The sequence below is a fragment of the Actinoplanes sp. NBRC 101535 genome (assembly GCF_030269225.1).
Lineage (GTDB): Bacteria > Actinomycetota > Actinomycetes > Mycobacteriales > Micromonosporaceae > Actinoplanes > Actinoplanes rectilineatus.
The window spans coordinates 94,532-112,665 of record NZ_BSSY01000017.1 but is presented as its reverse complement, the minus strand read 5'-3'; the positions used below and the strand labels follow the sequence as shown (position 1 = coordinate 112,665).

Annotated in this window: 13 protein-coding genes; 5 read left to right on the top strand and 8 right to left on the bottom strand. The window is 70.7% G+C overall.

All coding sequences use genetic code 11. The features are described 5' to 3' along the window. Positions 1–150 precede the first annotated feature (150 nt). Positions 151–708 (bottom strand): GNAT family N-acetyltransferase, encoded by a 558-nt coding sequence (locus tag QSK32_RS35205; RefSeq protein ID WP_285474338.1) that lies wholly within the window; start codon positions 706–708, stop codon positions 151–153. Between the two features lie 99 nt (positions 709–807). On the opposite strand from QSK32_RS35205, the gene QSK32_RS35200 reads away from it, so the two are divergent. Beyond that, complete coding sequence (locus QSK32_RS35200) at positions 808–1,566, top strand: intradiol ring-cleavage dioxygenase (RefSeq protein ID WP_285474337.1); 759 nt, start codon at positions 808–810, stop codon at positions 1,564–1,566. A gap of 7 nt (positions 1,567–1,573) precedes the next feature. Here the strand turns inward: QSK32_RS35200 and QSK32_RS35195 are convergent, their stop codons facing one another. The 7 genes from QSK32_RS35195 to QSK32_RS35165 all read right to left on the bottom strand — a co-directional run bounded on the left by QSK32_RS35195 (position 1,574) and on the right by QSK32_RS35165 (position 10,268). Further along, a complete protein-coding gene (locus QSK32_RS35195) occupies positions 1,574–2,881 on the bottom strand; it encodes a hypothetical protein (protein WP_045746141.1) in 1,308 nt (435 codons plus the stop codon). Between the two features lie 12 nt (positions 2,882–2,893). Beyond that, positions 2,894–3,565: a LutC/YkgG family protein gene (locus tag QSK32_RS35190; protein WP_045746170.1), complete on the bottom strand. Its 672-nt coding sequence runs from the start codon at positions 3,563–3,565 to the stop codon at positions 2,894–2,896. Next, a complete protein-coding gene (locus QSK32_RS35185) occupies positions 3,562–4,986 on the bottom strand; it encodes a lactate utilization protein B (RefSeq protein ID WP_285474336.1) in 1,425 nt (474 codons plus the stop codon). Before QSK32_RS35185 ends, QSK32_RS35190 begins: the two co-directional genes overlap by 4 nt. Next, entirely contained in the window at positions 4,983–5,717 is a 735-nt protein-coding gene (locus QSK32_RS35180) for a (Fe-S)-binding protein (protein WP_285474335.1), read from the bottom strand. The genes QSK32_RS35185 and QSK32_RS35180 overlap by 4 nt, the downstream gene beginning before the upstream one ends. Positions 5,718–5,720: 3 nt before the next feature. Beyond that, on the bottom strand, positions 5,721–7,100 hold the full coding sequence (locus tag QSK32_RS35175) for a rhamnulokinase (RefSeq protein WP_045746144.1): 1,380 nt from the start codon (positions 7,098–7,100) through the stop codon (positions 5,721–5,723). Beyond that, entirely contained in the window at positions 7,097–9,127 is a 2,031-nt protein-coding gene (locus QSK32_RS35170) for a bifunctional rhamnulose-1-phosphate aldolase/short-chain dehydrogenase (protein ID WP_045746145.1), read from the bottom strand. Before QSK32_RS35170 ends, QSK32_RS35175 begins: the two co-directional genes overlap by 4 nt. A 106-nt stretch (positions 9,128–9,233) precedes the next feature. Next, positions 9,234–10,268: a LacI family DNA-binding transcriptional regulator gene (locus QSK32_RS35165; protein ID WP_285474334.1), complete on the bottom strand. Its 1,035-nt coding sequence runs from the start codon at positions 10,266–10,268 to the stop codon at positions 9,234–9,236. 174 nt (positions 10,269–10,442) lie between these two features. On the opposite strand from QSK32_RS35165, the gene QSK32_RS35160 reads away from it, so the two are divergent. From QSK32_RS35160 to QSK32_RS35145, 4 genes are read left to right on the top strand one after another with little or no spacing between them, the layout of a single operon-like run. After that, on the top strand, positions 10,443–12,797 hold the full coding sequence (locus QSK32_RS35160) for a beta-glucosidase family protein (RefSeq protein ID WP_285474333.1): 2,355 nt from the start codon (positions 10,443–10,445) through the stop codon (positions 12,795–12,797). Beyond that, positions 12,766–14,025 (top strand): MFS transporter, encoded by a 1,260-nt coding sequence (locus QSK32_RS35155; protein ID WP_045746171.1) that lies wholly within the window; start codon positions 12,766–12,768, stop codon positions 14,023–14,025. Before QSK32_RS35160 ends, QSK32_RS35155 begins: the two co-directional genes overlap by 32 nt. Positions 14,026–14,048: 23 nt before the next feature. Continuing rightward, the gene (locus QSK32_RS35150) at positions 14,049–16,130 is read left to right on the top strand and encodes a beta-galactosidase (protein WP_285474332.1); all 2,082 of its coding nucleotides are present in this window, start codon (positions 14,049–14,051) and stop codon (positions 16,128–16,130) included. Between the two features lie 54 nt (positions 16,131–16,184). Further along, a complete protein-coding gene (locus tag QSK32_RS35145; protein WP_285474331.1) occupies positions 16,185–18,134 on the top strand; it encodes a metallophosphoesterase in 1,950 nt (649 codons plus the stop codon).

Genomic DNA, 18,134 nt, shown 5'->3' with positions numbered 1-18,134 from the left:
CGGGCTACTGCATCCGGGCCACGGCAGTCGCCTCTCCGTCCGCGCACGCGGCATGCCCCTGCCCCTCGCCGCCCCACGGCACCGTTGACCGGAGGCTAGGTGGCACGAGCATAGACACGCTGTTCACAACGGACAACCCAGAGCCTTTCATCAATGCAATGCGGCGGCCCACTCCGCCCGGGTGATCGCGTACTCGACCTCGCCCTCCTCGGTGCCCGGCAGTGGGTCCTCGAAGTGTTCGTGGAAGGTGCGGATGTGGCGCAGGCCGACCTTCGCCATGACGCCCCGCGAGCCCACGTTGACCGCCATCGTCTGGGCGACCACCCGCTCCTGGCCTGCTTCCTCGAACGCGTACCGCAGCAGTTCCCGCGACGCCTCGCTGGCCAGGCCCTGACGCCAGGCCCGCCGCATCAGCCGGTAACCCAGCTCGGCGGTGCGCGGGCCGTCCGCCGGTGGCAGCATCATCAGCCCGACGAACTCGCCGTCCTCGTCGTCCCGGAACGCCATCCAGAAGCCGAGCCCGTCGACCCGCCCGGCGGCCGCCACCCGCCGCGCGTGCGCCACGGTGACCTCGTCCCGCGTCCGGGCCCGCCCGAACAGGTAGCGCAGCACCTCGGCGTCACCGTCGAGTTCCACCTCCAGCTCGAAGTGCCGGTCGGCGAGCGGAACCATGAGGAGCCGCTCGGTGCGCAGTACAGGCTGAGGCATCCCGTCACCTTCACACACCGTTTTCACCGACCGCGACGCATTTCCCCCGCGGGTGCGACAGGATCTTCTGCGACACCTTATTTGACCAGGAGAAACGCCGTGGACCACGAACCGCACGGGCATGATCTGGGACTGGCGCACGACCTTCCGCTGCTGCGGCGGCGCGGGCTGCTCGGGCTCGCCGGCGGGACGATCGCCGCCCTGGGGCTGGCGGGGCCGGCCGCGGCGTCGATCAAGGCGATCCCGGAGGAGACGTCCGGCCCGTACCCGGCGGACGGCTCCAACAGCAACAGCCTCAACGTTCTCGACGACACCGGGATCGTGCGCAGCGACATCCGGACGAACTTCGGGTCGGTGACGGGGAGCGCTGCCGGCGTACCGCTGACGATCAAGCTGAAGCTGGTGACAGCCGAGACCGGGAAGGCGCGGTCCGGGCTGGCCGTCTATCTGTGGCACTGCGACCGGGACGGCAACTACTCGATGTACTCCGAGGGCATGACCGACGCGAACTACCTGCGCGGGGTCCAGGCCACCGCGAAGACCGGCTGGCTCACCTTCCGCAGCATCTTCCCGGGCTGTTACGCCGGGCGGTGGCCGCACATCCACTTCGAGGTCTACCCGAGCGTGGCGAAGGCGACCACCTACAAGAACAAGCTTCGCACCTCGCAGATCGCGATCCCGGCCGACGCGGCGTCGAAGGTCTACGCCACCGACGCGTACGCCAGCAGCAAGCGCAACCTCGCCCAGATCAGCCTGAAGACCGACAACGTCTTCAAGGACGGCTGGACCACCGAGACCCCGTCGATCACCGGCTCGGTGTCCGCCGGTTTCGTCGCCACCCTGACCGTCGGCGTCTGAGCCGGGTTCAGCGCGGCAGGGTCCGTTCGACGGTCAGGGTCCGCGCTCCGGTGGAGACCCGCCGGCGGCGGCCGCCGAGGATCTCGAACGCCGTGGTCAGCCCGTGGGTGGCGGTCGCCGTCACCAGGCCGCTGACGATGGCGTACTCCGGGGGCAGGCCCAGCGCGTTGCCGGCGATGGTGCCCACCCCACCGGCGACGTGGGCGGTGATCGGGTTGATCCGGTGCAGGAACGTCGAGAACCGGGCGGGCCGCTGCCGGCCGCGCGACCAGGTCAGCAGGTCGTCGGCGTACGCGGTGACGGCCGCCCGCAGTTGTTCCTCGGTCCGGGCGCTGGGGTAGGCGCTCCACTCGTCGCGGCGCCGGAAGTATTCGCCGCCCTTCTCCGCCGCGACGGCGAGCAGGTCGGCGCCGCCCGCGGCCAGGAGCGCCCCGGTCTCCGGCAGGCGCAGGTCCATCGAGAAGCCGGCGGCGGGCGCGGCCGTCGGCACGTCGAGGTTCCCGACCACCACCTCGGCGTTCGCCATCAGGGCCGACGGGATGTTGTGCCGGGCGCCGAAGTGATGTGCCTGGAACCTCTCGTAGGTGATGTTGACGGCGTCGACGAAGAGCTGCGCGTTCGCCCGCAGCTCTGGTCCGCCGGCCCGGTGTGCCGCGTCGACCAGGTCGGACGGCAGGGCGAACGAGTGTCCGTCGTCGAGCCAGCCCTCGCTGCGGCCGACGGCGTTCCACATCTCGTGGCGGCGTACCCCGGTGCCGCCGAGGCGGGCGGTCGCGGCCCGGGACAGGCCGGTGGACTCGTGGCGCCACCGCCGGATGTCGTGCCACCGCGCGGCCAGGGCCTCGTCGACGCGGGGTTCGTCGTCGCGCAGCACGCGCTCGATCTCCACGCCGAAGAGTGTCCCCATGTCGTCCGGCCAGACCCGGCGCGCCGGGTTCCCGTTACGCCGGTACGCCTCGTCGAGTCGCATGGCGAGCACGGGCGGGCTGGTGGTGGTGTACTTCTCCTCCTGGATGTCGCGTGCCCGGTCGGTCGACACGATCGACGCGAGTGCGTCGCGGAACGAGTGGTCGCTCGCGTACCGGAAGGCGGGCACGATCCGGCCGGCGCCGACGGCCCGGAGGAAGAGCCCGTCGTCGCCGCCCTGCTCGATGTGCCGGATGAGGTGCCGGTTGTTGAAGAAGAAGACGTCGGTGACGGTCAGCGACGGCTCGAACAGCAGGTTGAAGACCAGACTGTCGTCGAACGCCCGGTCGGTGATCTCATGCTCGATGGTGTCGTCACTGGAGCTGAAGTAGATTCCCGCCGCCCCCATCGCATGATCATATCAATCGCCGTCATCGCCTTCGAGAAGGATGACGTGCAGGTGGCGGGGGCCGTGGACGCCCTCGACGCGGTTGAGTTCGATGTCGCTGGTCGCGGAGGGGCCGCTGATCCAGGTGAGCGGGCGGCCGGGGGTGAGCCGGGCGACCGCCTCCGGGACGGACGCCACCACCTGGGAGGGTCGCAGCACGATGATGTGCACGTCGGGCAGCAGGGTGATGATGCGCCGGCCCTGGTCCGGTGAGGCGTCCAGCACGATCGTGCCGGTTTCGGCCACGGCCACGGCGGCGGCGGTGAGGACCGCGTCGGCGGCGGCTATCCGGTCGGGCGCGAGGCCGTCGTCGGGGAAGGCGCCGGCTGGTCGCCACGCTTCCGGCAGCCCCGGGGGTACGAGCACCGCGGCGTCCCGCGAGACGGCGGCATCGTTCCCGGCCGCGGAGGACGCGGGCGCAGAGGCGGCGGCGGCCCGGGACGTGATGGCGGTGACGGTCGCCGCCACCTCCGACGGGGGAACCCGGTAGACCTCGGCCTTGTAGTCGACCAACCGGTCCACCAGGATCTCCAGGTCCGCGGCCGGGAACTCCCGGCGGTAGTCGCGGGGCACCGGCGCGACGGCCGGTGGCGCGTCCCGCAGCGCCGCCCGCACCCGCCCGAGGATCAGGTCTCGCGAGCTCATCGGGCGGCCCACCAATCGCGGAAGGTCTGGTCGGGGAACTCGGGCAGGTCGCGGCCCGCCGTCCACCCCGAGAACGGCGGTGGCAGTCCCCGGCCGCGGCGGCCCACGATGCGGGCCAGTTTGGCGGCCCGTTGCGCGCGGGCGTACAAGCGGGGGTTCTGCATCACCCGGGAGGCCGTGGCCATTACCGCCCGCTCGGCCCGCGGGTGGGGTGCCTGGTTCCGCAGGTGCACCAGGATCGACGGAATGTCGATCTTCACGGGGCAGGCGTCGAAACACGCGCCGCACAGCGTGGAGGCGTAGGGCAGTGACGCGTTGTCCTCGATCCCGGTCAGCTGCGGGGAGAGGATCGCGCCGATCGGGCCGGGGTACACCGAGCCGTACGCGTGCCCGCCGGTCCGCTCGTACACCGGGCACACGTTGAGGCACGCCGAGCAGCGGATGCAGTGCAGGGCCTGGCGTCCCACCTCGTCGGCCAGGACCGCGCTGCGGCCGTTGTCCAGCAGGACCAGGTGGAAGTTCTGCGGCCCGTCGCCGGGGGTCACGCCGGTCCACATCGTCGTGTACGGGTTCATCCGTTCGCCGGTGGACGCGCGCGGCAGCAGTTGCAGGAAGACTTCCAGGTCACGCCACGTGGGCAGGATCTTCTCGATGCCCATCACGGTGATCAGGGTGTCCGGCAGGGTCAGGCACATCCGCCCGTTGCCCTCCGACTCGACGACGGCGAGGGTGCCGGTCTCGGCGATCGCGAAGTTGGCCCCGCTCACCGCGACCCGGGTGGACAGGAACGTCTCCCGCAGATAGCGACGAGCCGCGGCGGCCAGCACCGGCGGGTCGTCGGTCAGTGACGGGTCCACCCCGGGCATGGCGCGCAGGAAGATCTCCCGGATCTCCGAGCGATTGCGGTGGATGGCGGGTACCAGGATGTGGCTGGGCTTGTCCTCGCCCAGTTGCACGATGAGTTCGGCCAGGTCGGTCTCGACCGGGGTGATCCCGGCCGCCTCCAGGGCCTCGTTGAGGGCGATCTCCTGGGTGGCCATCGATTTGACCTTGATGACCCGGTCCGAGCCGGTCTCCCGGACCAGCCGGGTGACGATCTCGTTGGCCTCGTTGGCGTCGGCGGCCCAGTGCACCGTGCCGCCCGCCGCGGTCACCCGGGTCTCCAGCTCCTCCAGCAGCTCGGGGAGCCGGGACATCACGTCGGCCTTGATCGCCGAACCGGCGGAGCGCAGGTCCTGCCAATCGGGCAGCTCGGCGATGACCCGGCCGGACTTGCCGCGGATCGTGGTGGTGGCGTGCCGCAGGTTGCGCCGCATCTGCGAGTTGCCGAGAGCGGTCCGCGCGGCGGCCGGGAACGGCTCGTCGCCCCGCAGATGGCCGACCCCACGCGGAGCAAAAGCGGGCATTCCCAGAAATGTCATGAGATCTCCGTGGAAGCTAGGATCTCTGCCAGGTGTACGGTCCGCACCCCGGTCCGCAACCGGCTCAGGCCGCCGCCGATGTGCATCAGGCAGGACGCGTCGCCGGCCGTACACACGTCGGCGCCGGTGGAGACCACGTTCGACATCTTGTCGGCGAGCATCGCCGTGGACGTCGCGGCGTTCTTCAGCGAGAACGTGCCGCCGAACCCGCAGCACTGCTCGGCGCCGGGCAGCTCGACCAGGTCGATGCCGCGCACCTGCCGGAGCAGGCGCAACGGCTTGTCACCGACCCGCGCGACCCGCAGCGAGTGGCAGGTCGGGTGGTAGGTGACCCGGTGCGGATAGTACGCACCCACGTCCTCCACCTTCAGCACGTCGATCAGCAGCTCGGACAGCTCGTAGGTGCGGGCGCCCACGTCGGCGGCCCGGGACGCCAGCCCGGCCTCCCCGTGGGACCGGGCCACCATCTCGTGCTGGTGCCGGATCGAACCGACGCACGACCCGGACGGCGCGACGATCACGTCGTACGGGTCGAACGTGGACACGTACTGCCGGACCAGCGGGAGCGCGTCCTTCTGGTAGCCGGTGTTGATGTGCATCTGCCCGCAGCAGGTCTGTTCGAACGGGAACACCACCTCGTGCCCGAGCCGCTCCAGCAGCAGAACGGTCGCCTTCGCCGCCTGCGGGTAGAGCGTGTCGGCCAGACAGGTCGCGAAGAGCGCGATCCGCACGGTTCACCTTCCCACTCGGGCGGCGGCGGCCGTCCAGGCGGCCGCGTCACCACGCGGTTCGTAGCGCACGATCCGTTGAGTCTCGCGTACCAGGGCGCGCAGCGCATCCAGTCCACCGTCGACCACGCCGGCGGCACGGGCCTGGACGAGCAGGTTGCCCAGGGCGGTGGCCTCCACCGGCCCGGCGAGCACCGGCAGCCCGCACGCGTCCGCGGTGAGCTGGCACAGCAGTTCGTTGAGTGCTCCCCCGCCGACCAGGTGGATCACCGAGACGTCCCGGCCGGAGAGTTCCCGTGCCTGCACGATCGCACGCCGGTGGGCCAGCGCGAGGCTGTCCAGGATGCACCGGGTGATCACCGCGGGCGAGGCGCCGGCGGGCAGCCCGGCGGCCTTGCGGAGGCGGCCGGACATGTCGCCGGGGGGCATGAACACCGGGTCGTCGAGATCGACGAGATGGGACAGCGACGAAACCTCGGATGCCGCCGCCAGCAATGACGAGATATCCGATATCTCCCACTCGCGCAGGCACTCCTGCAACGGCCACAGGCCCATCACGTTCCGCAGATACCGGATCGTCGAGTCGACGCCACCCTCGTTGGTGAAGTTGGCCGCGCGCGACGCGGCACTCAGCACCGGCCGGTCCAGTTCCAGACCGACCAGCGACCACGTCCCGCAGGAGATGTAGGCGAAGTCCGGTCCGGACGCCGGCACCCCGACGATCGCCGACGCGGTGTCGTGCGAGCCGACCGCCACCACCGGCGTCCCCTCGTACCGGCCGATGATCTCCCCCGGCTGCCGCAGCGGTGGCAGCAGGTCGGCCCGCAACCCCAGATCGGAGATCAAGGACGAGGACCATTCCCGGGTACGCACATCGAGCAGTCCCGTGGTCGACGCGTTGGTGTACTCCGCCCCGATCTCCCCGGTCAGCCAGTAGGCGAGCAGGTCGGGCACCAGCAGCAGCCGCTGGGCCGCCCGGTACTGCGGGGTGTCCCGGGCCGCGATCAGCTGGTAGACCGTGTTGAACGGCAGCGTCTGCAGGCCGGCGATCTCGTAGAAGTCACCGAACCGCTCGGCGATCCCGTCGGTCCGGGCGTCCCGGTAGTGCACCGGGTTGCCCAGCAGCGCCCCGCTCGCGTCGATCAGTCCGTAGTCGACGGCCCACGAGTCGATACCGATGCCGTCCACCGGCCCGGCGGCCCGCAGCCCGTCGAGCACCCCGCGGAACAGCGACAGGATGTCCCAGTGCAGCGTCCCGCCGACCCGCACCGGCTCGTTCGGGAACCGGTGCACCACGTCCAGGGTGAGACCGTCGCCGAACCGGCCGACCACGACGCGCCCACTGGACGCGCCGAGATCGACAGCGGCGAACGAGGAGGCGGTCACCGCAGGAACGCGGCGGCGACACCCGCGTCGACCGGGACGTGCAGGCCGGTGGTGTGCGACAGCTCGCCGGCGGTCAGCACGAAGACCGCGTTGGCCACGTGCTCCGGCAGCACCTCGCGCTTGAGCAGGGTCCGCTGGGCGTAGAACGCGCCGAGCTCCTCCTCCGGGACGCCGTAGACCGCGGCCCGGTTGGCGCCCCAGCCGCCGGCGAAGATGCCGGAGCCGCGGACCACACCGTCCGGGTTGATGCCGTTGACCCGGACGCCGTGCGCGCCCAGCTCGGCGGCGAGCAACCGGACCTGGTGCGCCTGGTCGGCCTTGGCCGCACCGTACGCCACGTTGTTCGGCCCGGCGAACAGCGAGTTCTTGCTGGAGATGTAGACGATGTCGCCGCCCATCCCCTGGTCGACGAGCACCTTCGCGGTGGCCTTGGCGACCAGGAAGGAGCCCTTGGCCATCACGTCGTGCTGCAGGTCCCAGTCCTGTTCGGTGGTCTCCAGCAGCGGCTTGGAGATGGACAGTCCGGCGTTGTTGACGACCAGGTCGACACCGCCGAAGGCGAGGACCGCCTCGGCGACCGCGGCCCGGACGGCGGTCTCGTCAGTGACGTCGGCGGTGACCGCGACGGCCGCGTCCGGGCCGCCGATCTCGCGGGCGACCGCCTCGGCCGTGGCCGGATCCCGGTCGGCGACCACGACGACCGCGCCCTCGGCGGCGAGGCGCAGCGCGATGGCCCGGCCGATGCCGGAACCGCCGCCGGTGACGAACGCGATCCGGGTGGCCAGCGGCTTCGGCTTCGGCATCCGCTGGAGCTTGGCCTCCTCGAGGGCCCAGTACTCGATCCGGAACTTCTCGGCCTCGTCGATCGGGGCGTAGCGGGACACCGACTCGGCGCCGTGCATGACGTTGATGGCGTTGACGTAGAACTCGCCGGCCACCCGCGCGGTCTGCTTGTTGGCGCCGAACGAGAACATGCCCACGCCGGGGACCAGCACGATCGCCGGGTCGGCGCCGCGGATCGCCGGGCTGTCCGCGGTGGCGTGCCGCTCGTAGTAGCCGCGGTAGTCGTCGCGGTACGCCGCGTGCAGCTCCTGGAGGCGGGCCACCACCTCGTCGAGCGGGGCGTCCGGCGCGGTGTCCAGGACCAGCGGCTTGACCTTGGTGCGCAGGAAGTGGTCCGGGCAGGAGGTGCCGAGGGCGGCCAGTTCACCCAGTCGCTCACTGCCGACGAAGGCGAGGACCACGTCACTGTCGGTGAAGTGGCCGACCTGGGGGCGGTCGGTCGAGGCGAGACCACGGATCACCGGGAACAGAGCGGCGGCCCGCTCACGGCGTACCCCCTCGGGAAGAGCGGGATGGATCTCCGCGCCGAAGGGCGCGCTGCGGCCGTGCCGGGTCAGATAGGCCGCGGCGGTGTTGACGATCTCCAGCGCGTTGGCCTCGGACTCGTCGCTCGTCGCACCCCACGCGGTGATCCCGTGACCGCCGAGGATCACGCCGATGGCCTGCGGGTTCGCCTTCTGCACGGCGGCGATGTCCAGGCCGAGCTGGAAACCGGGCCGGCGCCAGTCCACCCAGAGGACCCGGTCGCCGAAGATCTCCTTGGTCAGGGCCGGGCCGTCGGCGGCGGTCGCGATCGCGATGCCGGCGTCCGGATGCAGGTGGTCGACGTGCGCGACGTCGACCAGGCCGTGCATCGCGGTGTCGATGCTGGGCGCGGCGCCACCCCGGCCGTGCAGGCAGTAGTCGAACGCGGCGACCATCTCGTCCTCGCGTTCCAGCCCCGGGTAGACGCCGGGGAGCGCGCGCAGCCGGTCGAGGCGCAGCACGGCCAGGCCCGCCTCGGTGAGCGTGCCGAGGTCGCCGCCGGAGCCCTTCACCCAGAGCAGCTCGACCGGTTCGCCGGTGACCGGGTCGGTGCCGGCGCCCTTGGCGGAGGTGTTGCCGCCCGCGTAGTTCGTCGTGCGCGGGTCGGCGCCCAGGCGATGCGAACGGGCGATGAGCTCGGAGACTGCGGGATTCGACATGGCGGTCCTTCGGTCGCGGCGACACGATCAAGATGGGCTTGGCGTGAAACGTTTCAGAATTACGGCAAGATTACGCACGTGCCAAAGGTGGGGTCAAGGGGCGGCGTCAGTCCGCGGGCGGCGCGGCGGTGGTCTCCCGCGCGACCAGCCCGGTGGCGAGCTTGACCTGCCGCGACACCGGCTGATCGCCGGCGACCAATCCCATCAGGGTACGCAACGCGAGTCCCCCGATCTCGCGCATCGGGGTGCGGACCGTGGACAGCTCGGTCGAGGTCGGGACGGCCGCGTAGGTGTCGTCGTAACCGATCACGCTCACGTCCCGTGGCACCCGCAGGCCGAGCGACTCCACCGCCCGGATCACGTTGAACGCGTCCGAGTCGGTGGTCGCGAAGATCGCCGTGGGGCGTGGGCCGGCACGCTCCAGCATCCGCAGGGCCACCCGGCCCGCGCTGCCCATCCCCTCGTGCGACACCAGCGCCGGGTCGAGCGCCACCCCGGCCGCATCCAGTGCCTCCCGGTATCCGGCGAAGCGTTCCCGCAGGTTGAGGTTGGTGTTGGCGCCACCGACGAAGGCGATCCGGCGGTGCCCGAGATCGAGCAGATGCGCGGTGGCCTGCCGGCCGCCGCCCCAGTGATGCGAGCCGACGCTGACCACCGGGGGCTCCGGGTCGTTCGGCGGGTCGACCGCGACCAGCGCCAGGCCGAGCCGGTCGCAGGCCCGCACCAGGTCGCCGTGGATCCGGGAGGTGACCACCAGGACGCCGGCGTGGCCCTTGGCGGCGACCGATTCGGCCCAGGCCGGGTCGAGGCGGACCGGCTCCCGGCCCTCGGTCAGCAGCGTGGTGGTCATCAGGTCGACGCCGTCGTCCTTGGCCTCGTCGATCGCGCCCTCGAGCACCCGCAGCGAGTAGAGGCTGATCAGCGTGTCGAAGACCAGGGTGACGGTGGCGGTCTCGCGGGGCTCACGGACCTGGGTGGTGGGCGCGTAGTCGAGATCGGACATCGCCCGCTCGACACGCTGGCGGGTGGCGGCCGAGACGCCGGGCCGGTGGTTGAGCACCTTGGACGCGGTCGCCTTGGAGACCCCGGCGCGCTCGGCCACCGCATCGAGGGTGGCGCGCTCGCCCTTGGACCGGCTCATGGGCGTGGACTCTACCAGTTACGAAACTGTTTCGCGCAGACTTCGAAACACAAAGCAAGACTGGGCCAAGTGCTCTTGACCACCCCGTTTACCTGGACTTAAAGTCGCCGCACCTACGAAACAAAACGAAACTGTTTCCAACGTAGGTCAACAGCGGTGCGGAGGTAAACCACCATGTCCGATCATCTCTGGCGCCGGCCCGAACTGCCCACCGGTGAGCGGGTCGAGGCGCTGCTCGCGGCCATGACCCTGGACGAGAAGCTCGCCCAGCTCGGCAGCTTCTGGCCCCGCTCGGCCGAGGAGCGGGCCGCCGCCGACCCGGACGACGACGTCGCCCCGATGGCCCACGCCTTCCAGCCCAAGGCGGACCACTTCGACGACGCCATCGCCGACGGGCTCGGGCACATCACCCGGGCGTACGGCTCCGGCGCGATCCCGCTGGCCGAGGGGATGGCCCAGGTCCGAGCCATGCAGAAGGCGCTGAGCAGCACCCGTCTGGGCATCCCGGCGATCGTGCACGAGGAGTGCCTGACCGGGTTCACCGCGCTCGGCGCCACCGTCTTCCCCACGCCGCTGGCACTGGCCGCCACGTTCGACCCGGCACTGGTCGAGGAGATGGGCGCGGCGATGGGGTCGGACATGCGCCGCGCCGGCGTGCACCAGGGGCTGTCGCCGGTGCTCGACGTGGTCCGCGACTACCGGTGGGGGCGCGTCGAGGAGACGTTCGGCGAGGACCCCTACCTGGTGGCTACGGCCGGCACCGCGTACGTGAAGGGCCTGGAGAAGGCCGGGATCGTCGCGACGCTGAAGCATTTCGCGGGGTATTCCGCCTCCCGCGCGGGCCGCAACCACGCCCCGGTGTCGATGGGCCGCCGCGAGCTGGAGGACGTGATCCTGCCGCCGTTCGAGATGGCGGTCCGCGAGGGCGGCACCCGCTCGGTGATGAACTCCTACGCCGACGTCGACGGGGTGCCGGCCGGGGCCAGCTCCTACCTGCTCACCGAGGTGCTGCGGGACCGCTGGGGCTTCACCGGGACGGTGGTGTCGGACTACTGGACTATCCCGTTCCTGGACATGATGCACCGGCTGACCCCGGACCGGGCGACGTCCGGCGCGGTCGCGCTGCGGGCCGGCATCGACGTCGAACTGCCGGACACCGACGGGTACGGCCGGCTCGCTCCGCTGATCGCCTCCGGTCAGCTGGAGGAGGCGTTCGTCGACCGCGCGGTGCGGCGGGTGCTGGCGCAGAAGATCGAGTTGGGCCTGCTGGACCCCTCCTGGGAATCGGTCCCCGGTGGGGTCGACACGCTGGACAGCCCGCACAACCGTGCGGTGGCCCGTTCTCTTGCCGACCGGTCGATCGTGCTGTTGGCCAATGACGGCATCCTGCCGCTGGCCGATCAGCCTCGGCGGGTCGCGGTGATCGGGCCGGTCGCCGCCGAGCCGCGCGCCTTCCTCGGCTGCTACTCCTTCCCGAACCACATCCTGGCTCGGGAGGAGGGGACCGACAACGGCATCCCGATCGCCTCGCTGCTCGAGGCGCTCACGGCCGCTTTCCCCACGACCGAACTTGTTCATGTGCGTGGCACCGACTTCTCAGATCCGGATATATCGGGAATATCAGCAGCGGCCGCCGCGGCTCAGGACGCTGAGATCGCCGTCGTGACCGTCGGGGACCTGGCCGGGCTGTTCGGGCGCGGTACCTCCGGCGAGGGCTGCGACGTGGAGACCCTCACCCTGCCCGGCGCCCAGGCCGACCTGGTCGAAGCCGTGCTCGCCACCGGCACCCCGACCGTTCTGGTCGTCGTCTCCGGGCGGCCCTACGCCCTGGGCGCCTTCGCGGACCGCTGCGCCGCGATCGTGCAGGCGTTCATGCCCGGAGCCGAGGGTGGCCAGGCCATCGCCGGGGTGCTGTCCGGGCGCCTCGACCCGAGCGGGCGGCTGCCGGTGGGCGTACCCCGGAATCCCGGAACCCAGCCCGCCACCTACCTCGCGCCGATCCTCGGCCGCGCCCGGTCGTTCGTGTCGAACATGGATCCGATCCAGCTGTTCCCGTTCGGCCACGGCCTGACCTACACGAGCTTCGCCTACGACGACCTCACCCTGGACACCGGCCGCATCGGCCCGGACGGCACCGTCCGGATCAGCGTCACCGTGCGCAACACCGGCGACCGGGACGGCACCGAGGTGGTCCAGCTCTACCTGACCGACGACGTCGCGCAGGTGGTCCGCCCGGTCCGCGAGCTCGCCGGATACCTGCGCACCGACATCCGGGCCGGCGAGTCCCGCCGGGTCGTGTTCGACCTGCACGCCGACCGCACCTCGTTCACCGGCATCGACGGCCACCGCCGTATCGAGGCCGGCACCTTCACCGTGCACGTGGGCCGGTCCAGCGAGGACCTGCCGCTGCGTGCCGCGTTCACGATCGACGCCGACCGCGTGATCGATTCCCCTCGCGTACTCAGCACCCCGGCTTCTCTTTCCCGTGGAGACGACGATGTCCACAACCACCCCGCACACGCCGAGTGACCTGCCCGCCGCCAAGACCCGCCTGCCGTGGCGGCTCATGGTGGCCCTGTTCCTGGCCGCCATCATGTGGATCGGCCCCTACATCGGCAGCATCGCGGTGCTGGTGCCCGCGAAGGTCGGACTGATCGCCCCGGACGACAAGGTCTCGCTGGTCGCGACGATCGCCCTGTCCGGCGCGCTGCTCTCGCTCATCTCGAACATCGTCTTCGGCGCGCTGTCCGACCTGACCCGCTCGCGGTTCGGCAGGCGCGCCCCGATGATCGTCTTCGGTGCGGTCGGCAGCGCGATCTCCCTGGTCCTGCTCAGCGGCGCGACCAGCGGCACCGGACTGATCGTCTGGTGGTGCGTCTACATCCTGTTCCTGAACGCGATCATCGCGCCGATGGTCGCGGTCATCTCGGACCGGGTGGGCGAGGCCGTCCGCGGCACCATCTCCGCGGTGTACGGCGTCGGCATGGTCCTCGGTGTGTCGCTGAGCCAGATCGCCGGCGCCCAGTTCGTCAGCGACCCGGACACCGGCCTGCTGATCTTCGCGGCCGTCTCGCTGCTCTCCGGCCTGCTCTTCGTGGTGGTCGCCCCGGACAGCGACAACCGGGACGTGCCGCGTGCCCCGTTCTCGGCGAAGATGCTGCTGGACAACTTCAGCTTCCCGCGGCACAACTCCCGCGACTACTACCTCGCGCTCTCCGGCAAGTTCCTGCTCCAGGCCGGCATGTACGCGATCACCAACTACCAGCTGTACATCCTCACCGACTACATCGGGATGACCGAGGCCGAGTCGGCCGCGACCATCACCCTGATGGCGACGATCCAGCTCGTCACGTCGCTGATCTTCGGCTTCGGCTCCGGCCCGCTGTCGGACCGGTTCCAGCGCCGCAAGCCGTTCGTGATCGCATCCGCCCTGCTGGTGGCGGCCGGCCTGTTCGTGCCGTTCATCGCGCCGTTCGCCTGGGGCATGGTGCTGTTCTCGGTGCTGGCCGGCGTCGGCAACGGCACGTACGCCTCGGTCGACCAGGCGCTGAACATCGAGGTGCTGCCGAGCAAGGAGACCGCGGCCAAGGACCTCGGCATCCTCAACATGGCCAACTCGGGCGGGCAGATGCTCGGCCCGGTGATCACCTCGCTGGTGGTCGCGGTGACCGGCGGCTACCGCTTCGTCTTCCTGGTCGCCTTCGTGATCTTGATCGCCTCCGCGTGGTTGATCAAGCCGATCCGCAGCGTCCGCTGATATCTCTGCACAAGGATGGACCCATGAGCTACACCCCTCCTCAGGTGCTGTTCGGCGCCGCTTACTACCACGAGTACCAGCCCACCCCGCGGCTGAAGGAAGACTTCGCCGCGATGAGCGAGGCCGGGTTCTCGGTGATCCGGATCGGCGAGTCGGTCTGGTCGACCTGGGAACCCGAGGACGACGTCTACGACCTGGAGTGGATCACCCCGGTCCTGGACGCGGCTCTTTCTCATGGCATCAGCGTCATTCTGGGTACGCCTACGTACGCCGTCCCGCCGTGGCTGCAGCGCCGCTACCCGGAGATCAACGGTGACGTGGCCACCGGGCAGCCGATGGGCTGGGGCCTGCGCCAGGAAGCCGACATCACGCACGCCGCGTTCCGCTTCCACGCCGAGCGGGTGGTGCGCAAGATCCTGGCCAGGCACGCGGACCACCCGGCGATCATCGGGTTCCAGGTGGACAACGAGCCCGGCGCGATGCTGCTCTTCAACCACGGCGTCTTCGAGCGGTTCCGTGACGCGCTGCGTCACAGATATTCCTCCGTCGAGGCCTTGAATGCCGCCTGGGGCCTCACCTACTGGTCGCACAAGCTCTCCGACTGGAGTGACCTGTGGAGGCCGGACACCAACTCGCTGCCGCAGTACGACCTGGCGTGGCGCTCGTTCCAGGCCGACATGATCACGGACTACATGTCGTGGCAGGCCGGAATCGTCAAGGAGTACTCCGGCGACCGGTTCGTCACCACCTGCACGAGCTACACCCGGCCGACCGTGCGGGACGACGCCCTCGGCAAGGTCTTCGAGGTCACCGCGGGCAACCCGTACTACAAGGCGCAGGACGCGATGACCCTGCCGGACACCGAGGTCAAGTACCAGACCTGGTGGTCGCAGGGCACCTGGTCGATCTACCAGACCGCGGACTGGATCTACGGCACCCGGCACGAGCCGTTCCTGGTCACCGAGACCGGCGCGCAGTCCATCGGATTCCACTCGATGAACCAGAGCGCGTACCCGGGACAGCGCCGGCAGGCCGTGTTCGCACTGATCAGCCGTGGCGCCCAGATGATCGAGTACTGGCACTGGCACACGCTGCACTTCGGTCCGGAGACGTACTGGGGTGGCGTCATCCCGCACAGCCAGGTTCCCGGGCGTACCTACAAGGAACTGGCCGCCGTCGGCGCCGAGCTGAAGGCTCTGGGCGACCGGGTCGTCGGGCTCAAGCCCGACGCGCAGGTCGGCATCCTCTACGACCACGCCAGCAAGTGGAGCCTGGAGAAGTTCGGCTTCCTGCCCCGGCCGAACGACGGCATGCCGATCGAGGACTCCTACTCCCCCGTGATCGAGGGCTTCGCGCGCGGCGCCTTCGACGCGGGCCTGCAGAGCAGGGTCTACCACGCGAGTGACCTGACCTCGCACGATCCGGCGCTCGTGGCCGCGTCGCTGCCGGTGTTCGTGGCGGCCGCCTACTACGCGGCCGACGACGCGGTGACCGCATGGCTGCTGGCCTACGCCGCCGCCGGTGGTCACCTGATCATCGGACCGCGGACCGGGTACGCGGACACCGAGGCGCGGGCGCGGGCCGAGGTGGCGCCGGGGGCCGGGCTGTCCGCGGCGGCCGGCGCGTTCTACGACGAGTACTGCAACCTGGACGCCGACCTGCCGGTCCGTTCGGTCGAGGGCTCTGACCTGGTTCTTCCGGAGGACGCCGCCGCGCAGTACTGGATCGAGAACTACCAGGCGACCGACGCGACCGTGGTGGCGCGCTACGAGCACCCGTTCCACGGTTCCTACGCGGCGGTGACCACGCGTTCTCACCAAAAGGGCAAGATCACCACGGCCGGGTTCATCCCGAACCCGCAGCTCGGCGCGGCGCTGCTGTCCTGGGCCGCCCCGGCGCCGGCCTGGCGGGCCGACGCGCCCAGCGTGCGGGTGCACTCGGCGGTCAACCAGCGCGGCGAGCACCTCTGGTTCGTGCAGAACTGGTCGTGGGAGCCGGTCACGCTCAGCGTGCCGTTCGCGGCGACCGACCTGCACAGTGGTTCCTCCGTCGATGAGCTGTCGCTGGGATCGTGGGACGTGAAGATCCTGGTCACGTCCGTCTGATCCGGTTTTGTCACAGGCGGGGCCGGAATCGGCCCCGCCTGTTTCACTGAGCGGGTGACGTTGAGTGCCGACGAATTCGCGCAGTGGAACACCCGGGAACTGAACCGGCGCCGGGTCACCCGCCGGTGGACCCTGCAAGCGGCCGCCGCCGGCGTGGTCGCCGCCCAGTTCCGGCTCGCCTCGACCGCGTTCGCGGCCGGCGGCGGCACCGCCGGACCGGGCGGGGTGGTGATCTCCGGACGGCACCTGTCGCTGGTGCCCACCGCCGACGGTCACACCGGTTTCGGCATAGCGGTCACCGCCCAGCTGGTCAGCGCCTCCGGGAACCTGCCGGCCGGGCTGCGCGCCTTCCTCGACATCGGCGACGCCCCGGGACGCTACGGCCGCAGCGCCGAAGCGGGCATCCACCACCTGGTCGGCCAGTACGCCATCCCGTCCGGGCCGGCCGGCAGCCAGTTCTACCTCAAGGTGGCCACCGGATCCCTCACCCCGGGAACCGTGCACCACTACCGGCTCCGGCTCTCCGACGGGACCGTCAGCGGCGACGCGCACTTCATCACCGCGCCGGCCGCGGCCGAAGCCCCGTTCACGTTCACCGCGTTCGCCGACGTCGGCACGAACACCGCCCCGACCGACCCGCGCTGGGCATGGCACCAGAACCCGGCCACGGTCACCGGGGCCGGCGGGACCTGGCCGGGCGGGATCTTCGACAACAACGCGTACCTGGCCGACGACCCGATCGCGGGACCGGGCGGCACCGACCCACGGCCGGCCGAGACGCTGACCCGGCTGACCGGTCAGCAGCGGCCGGTGTTCACCCTGCTCGCCGGGGACATCTGCTACGCCAACCCGTCCGGCAGCGGACTGCCCGCGGACAACGGGCGCGCACTGACCCGCGTCGCGGAACCCGGGAAGAACCTGTTCAACCCGTACGTGTGGGACGTGTTCCTGAACCAGATCGAACCGCAGGCCGCGTTCACCCCGTGGATGTTCACCACCGGCAACCACGACATCGAGCCGATCTACGACACCCACGGATACGGCGGCCTGACCCAGCGACTTGACTTCCCCGGCAACGGGCCGTCCGGCTGCCCGTCGGTGTACCGGTTCACGCACGCCAACATGGGCGTGATCTCGATCGACGCGAACGAGCTGTCCAGCGAGATCCTCACCAACAGCGGGTACGCGCGGGGCGCCCAGGTCACCTGGCTGCGGCAGACCCTGCAGGCGTGGCGGTCGCCGGGGTCACGGGTGGACTTCATCGTGGTGTTCTTCCACCAGTGCGCGTTCTCGACCTCGCACAACCACGCCTCGGACGGCGGCGTCCGGGGCGCCCTGGAACCGCTGCTGTCGGCGTTCCAGGTGGACCTGGCCGTGCAGGGGCACAACCACCTGTTCGAACGGACCGATCCGATCCGCTACGGCAAGCGGACCCGGTCCGCGCCGGACGGGTCGACCGTGCAGCCGGCGCTCGACGGGGTCACCTACGTGTGCGTCGGATCCGGTGGCCGGCCGCGGTACCCGTTCCGCGCGGCACCGAGCCCGCAGAACCCGCCGCCGCGCGGAGTGGTCCCGGCCGGCCCGCAACTGCTGCCGCTCGGCCAGCGGTACCGCGGGTACCGGCCGGCCGGTGCGGAGAACACCACCACGACCCTGGTCAACAGCTACTACTGGGCCGGAGGACCGGTCCGCGTCAACAAGGGTGGCGCCCGGACCGGCACCCGGGTCGCCGAGGTGGCCGACTGGTCCCAGGTGCGCTACGACGGGTACGCGTTCATCGCCGTCGACGTGGTGCCCGGACTGCCCGGGAGGTCGACGACGATGACCGTGCGTACCCTTGCCGACGCGTTGCCGGGAACCCGTCAGCCGTACAGCGAGATCGACCGGATCGTGTTGTCCAGGATCTCCGGGGCGGGTGCGGTGAACGTCTCCGCCGCCGGGGCGTCACCGGTGGGTACCGGCTTGCCCGGGCAGCCGCCGTCGATGGCCCCGGTCGCGAAGTAG

What these genes read in the sequence shown, in the direction of transcription:
- QSK32_RS35205 (WP_285474338.1), bottom strand. Translation starts at nt 708, where the DNA reads ATGCCTCAGCCTGTACTGCGCACCGAGCGGCTCCTCATGGTTCCGCTC.
- QSK32_RS35195 (WP_045746141.1), bottom strand. Translation starts at nt 2,881, where the DNA reads ATGGGGGCGGCGGGAATCTACTTCAGCTCCAGTGACGACACCATCGAG.
- QSK32_RS35190 (WP_045746170.1), bottom strand. Translation starts at nt 3,565, where the DNA reads ATGAGCTCGCGAGACCTGATCCTCGGGCGGGTGCGGGCGGCGCTGCGG.
- QSK32_RS35185 (WP_285474336.1), bottom strand. Translation starts at nt 4,986, where the DNA reads ATGACATTTCTGGGAATGCCCGCTTTTGCTCCGCGTGGGGTCGGCCAT.
- QSK32_RS35170 (WP_045746145.1), bottom strand. Translation starts at nt 9,127, where the DNA reads ATGTCGAATCCCGCAGTCTCCGAGCTCATCGCCCGTTCGCATCGCCTG.
- QSK32_RS35165 (WP_285474334.1), bottom strand. Translation starts at nt 10,268, where the DNA reads ATGAGCCGGTCCAAGGGCGAGCGCGCCACCCTCGATGCGGTGGCCGAG.
- QSK32_RS35160 (WP_285474333.1), top strand. Translation starts at nt 10,443, where the DNA reads ATGTCCGATCATCTCTGGCGCCGGCCCGAACTGCCCACCGGTGAGCGG.
- QSK32_RS35155 (WP_045746171.1), top strand. Translation starts at nt 12,766, where the DNA reads ATGTCCACAACCACCCCGCACACGCCGAGTGACCTGCCCGCCGCCAAG.
- QSK32_RS35150 (WP_285474332.1), top strand. Translation starts at nt 14,049, where the DNA reads ATGAGCTACACCCCTCCTCAGGTGCTGTTCGGCGCCGCTTACTACCAC.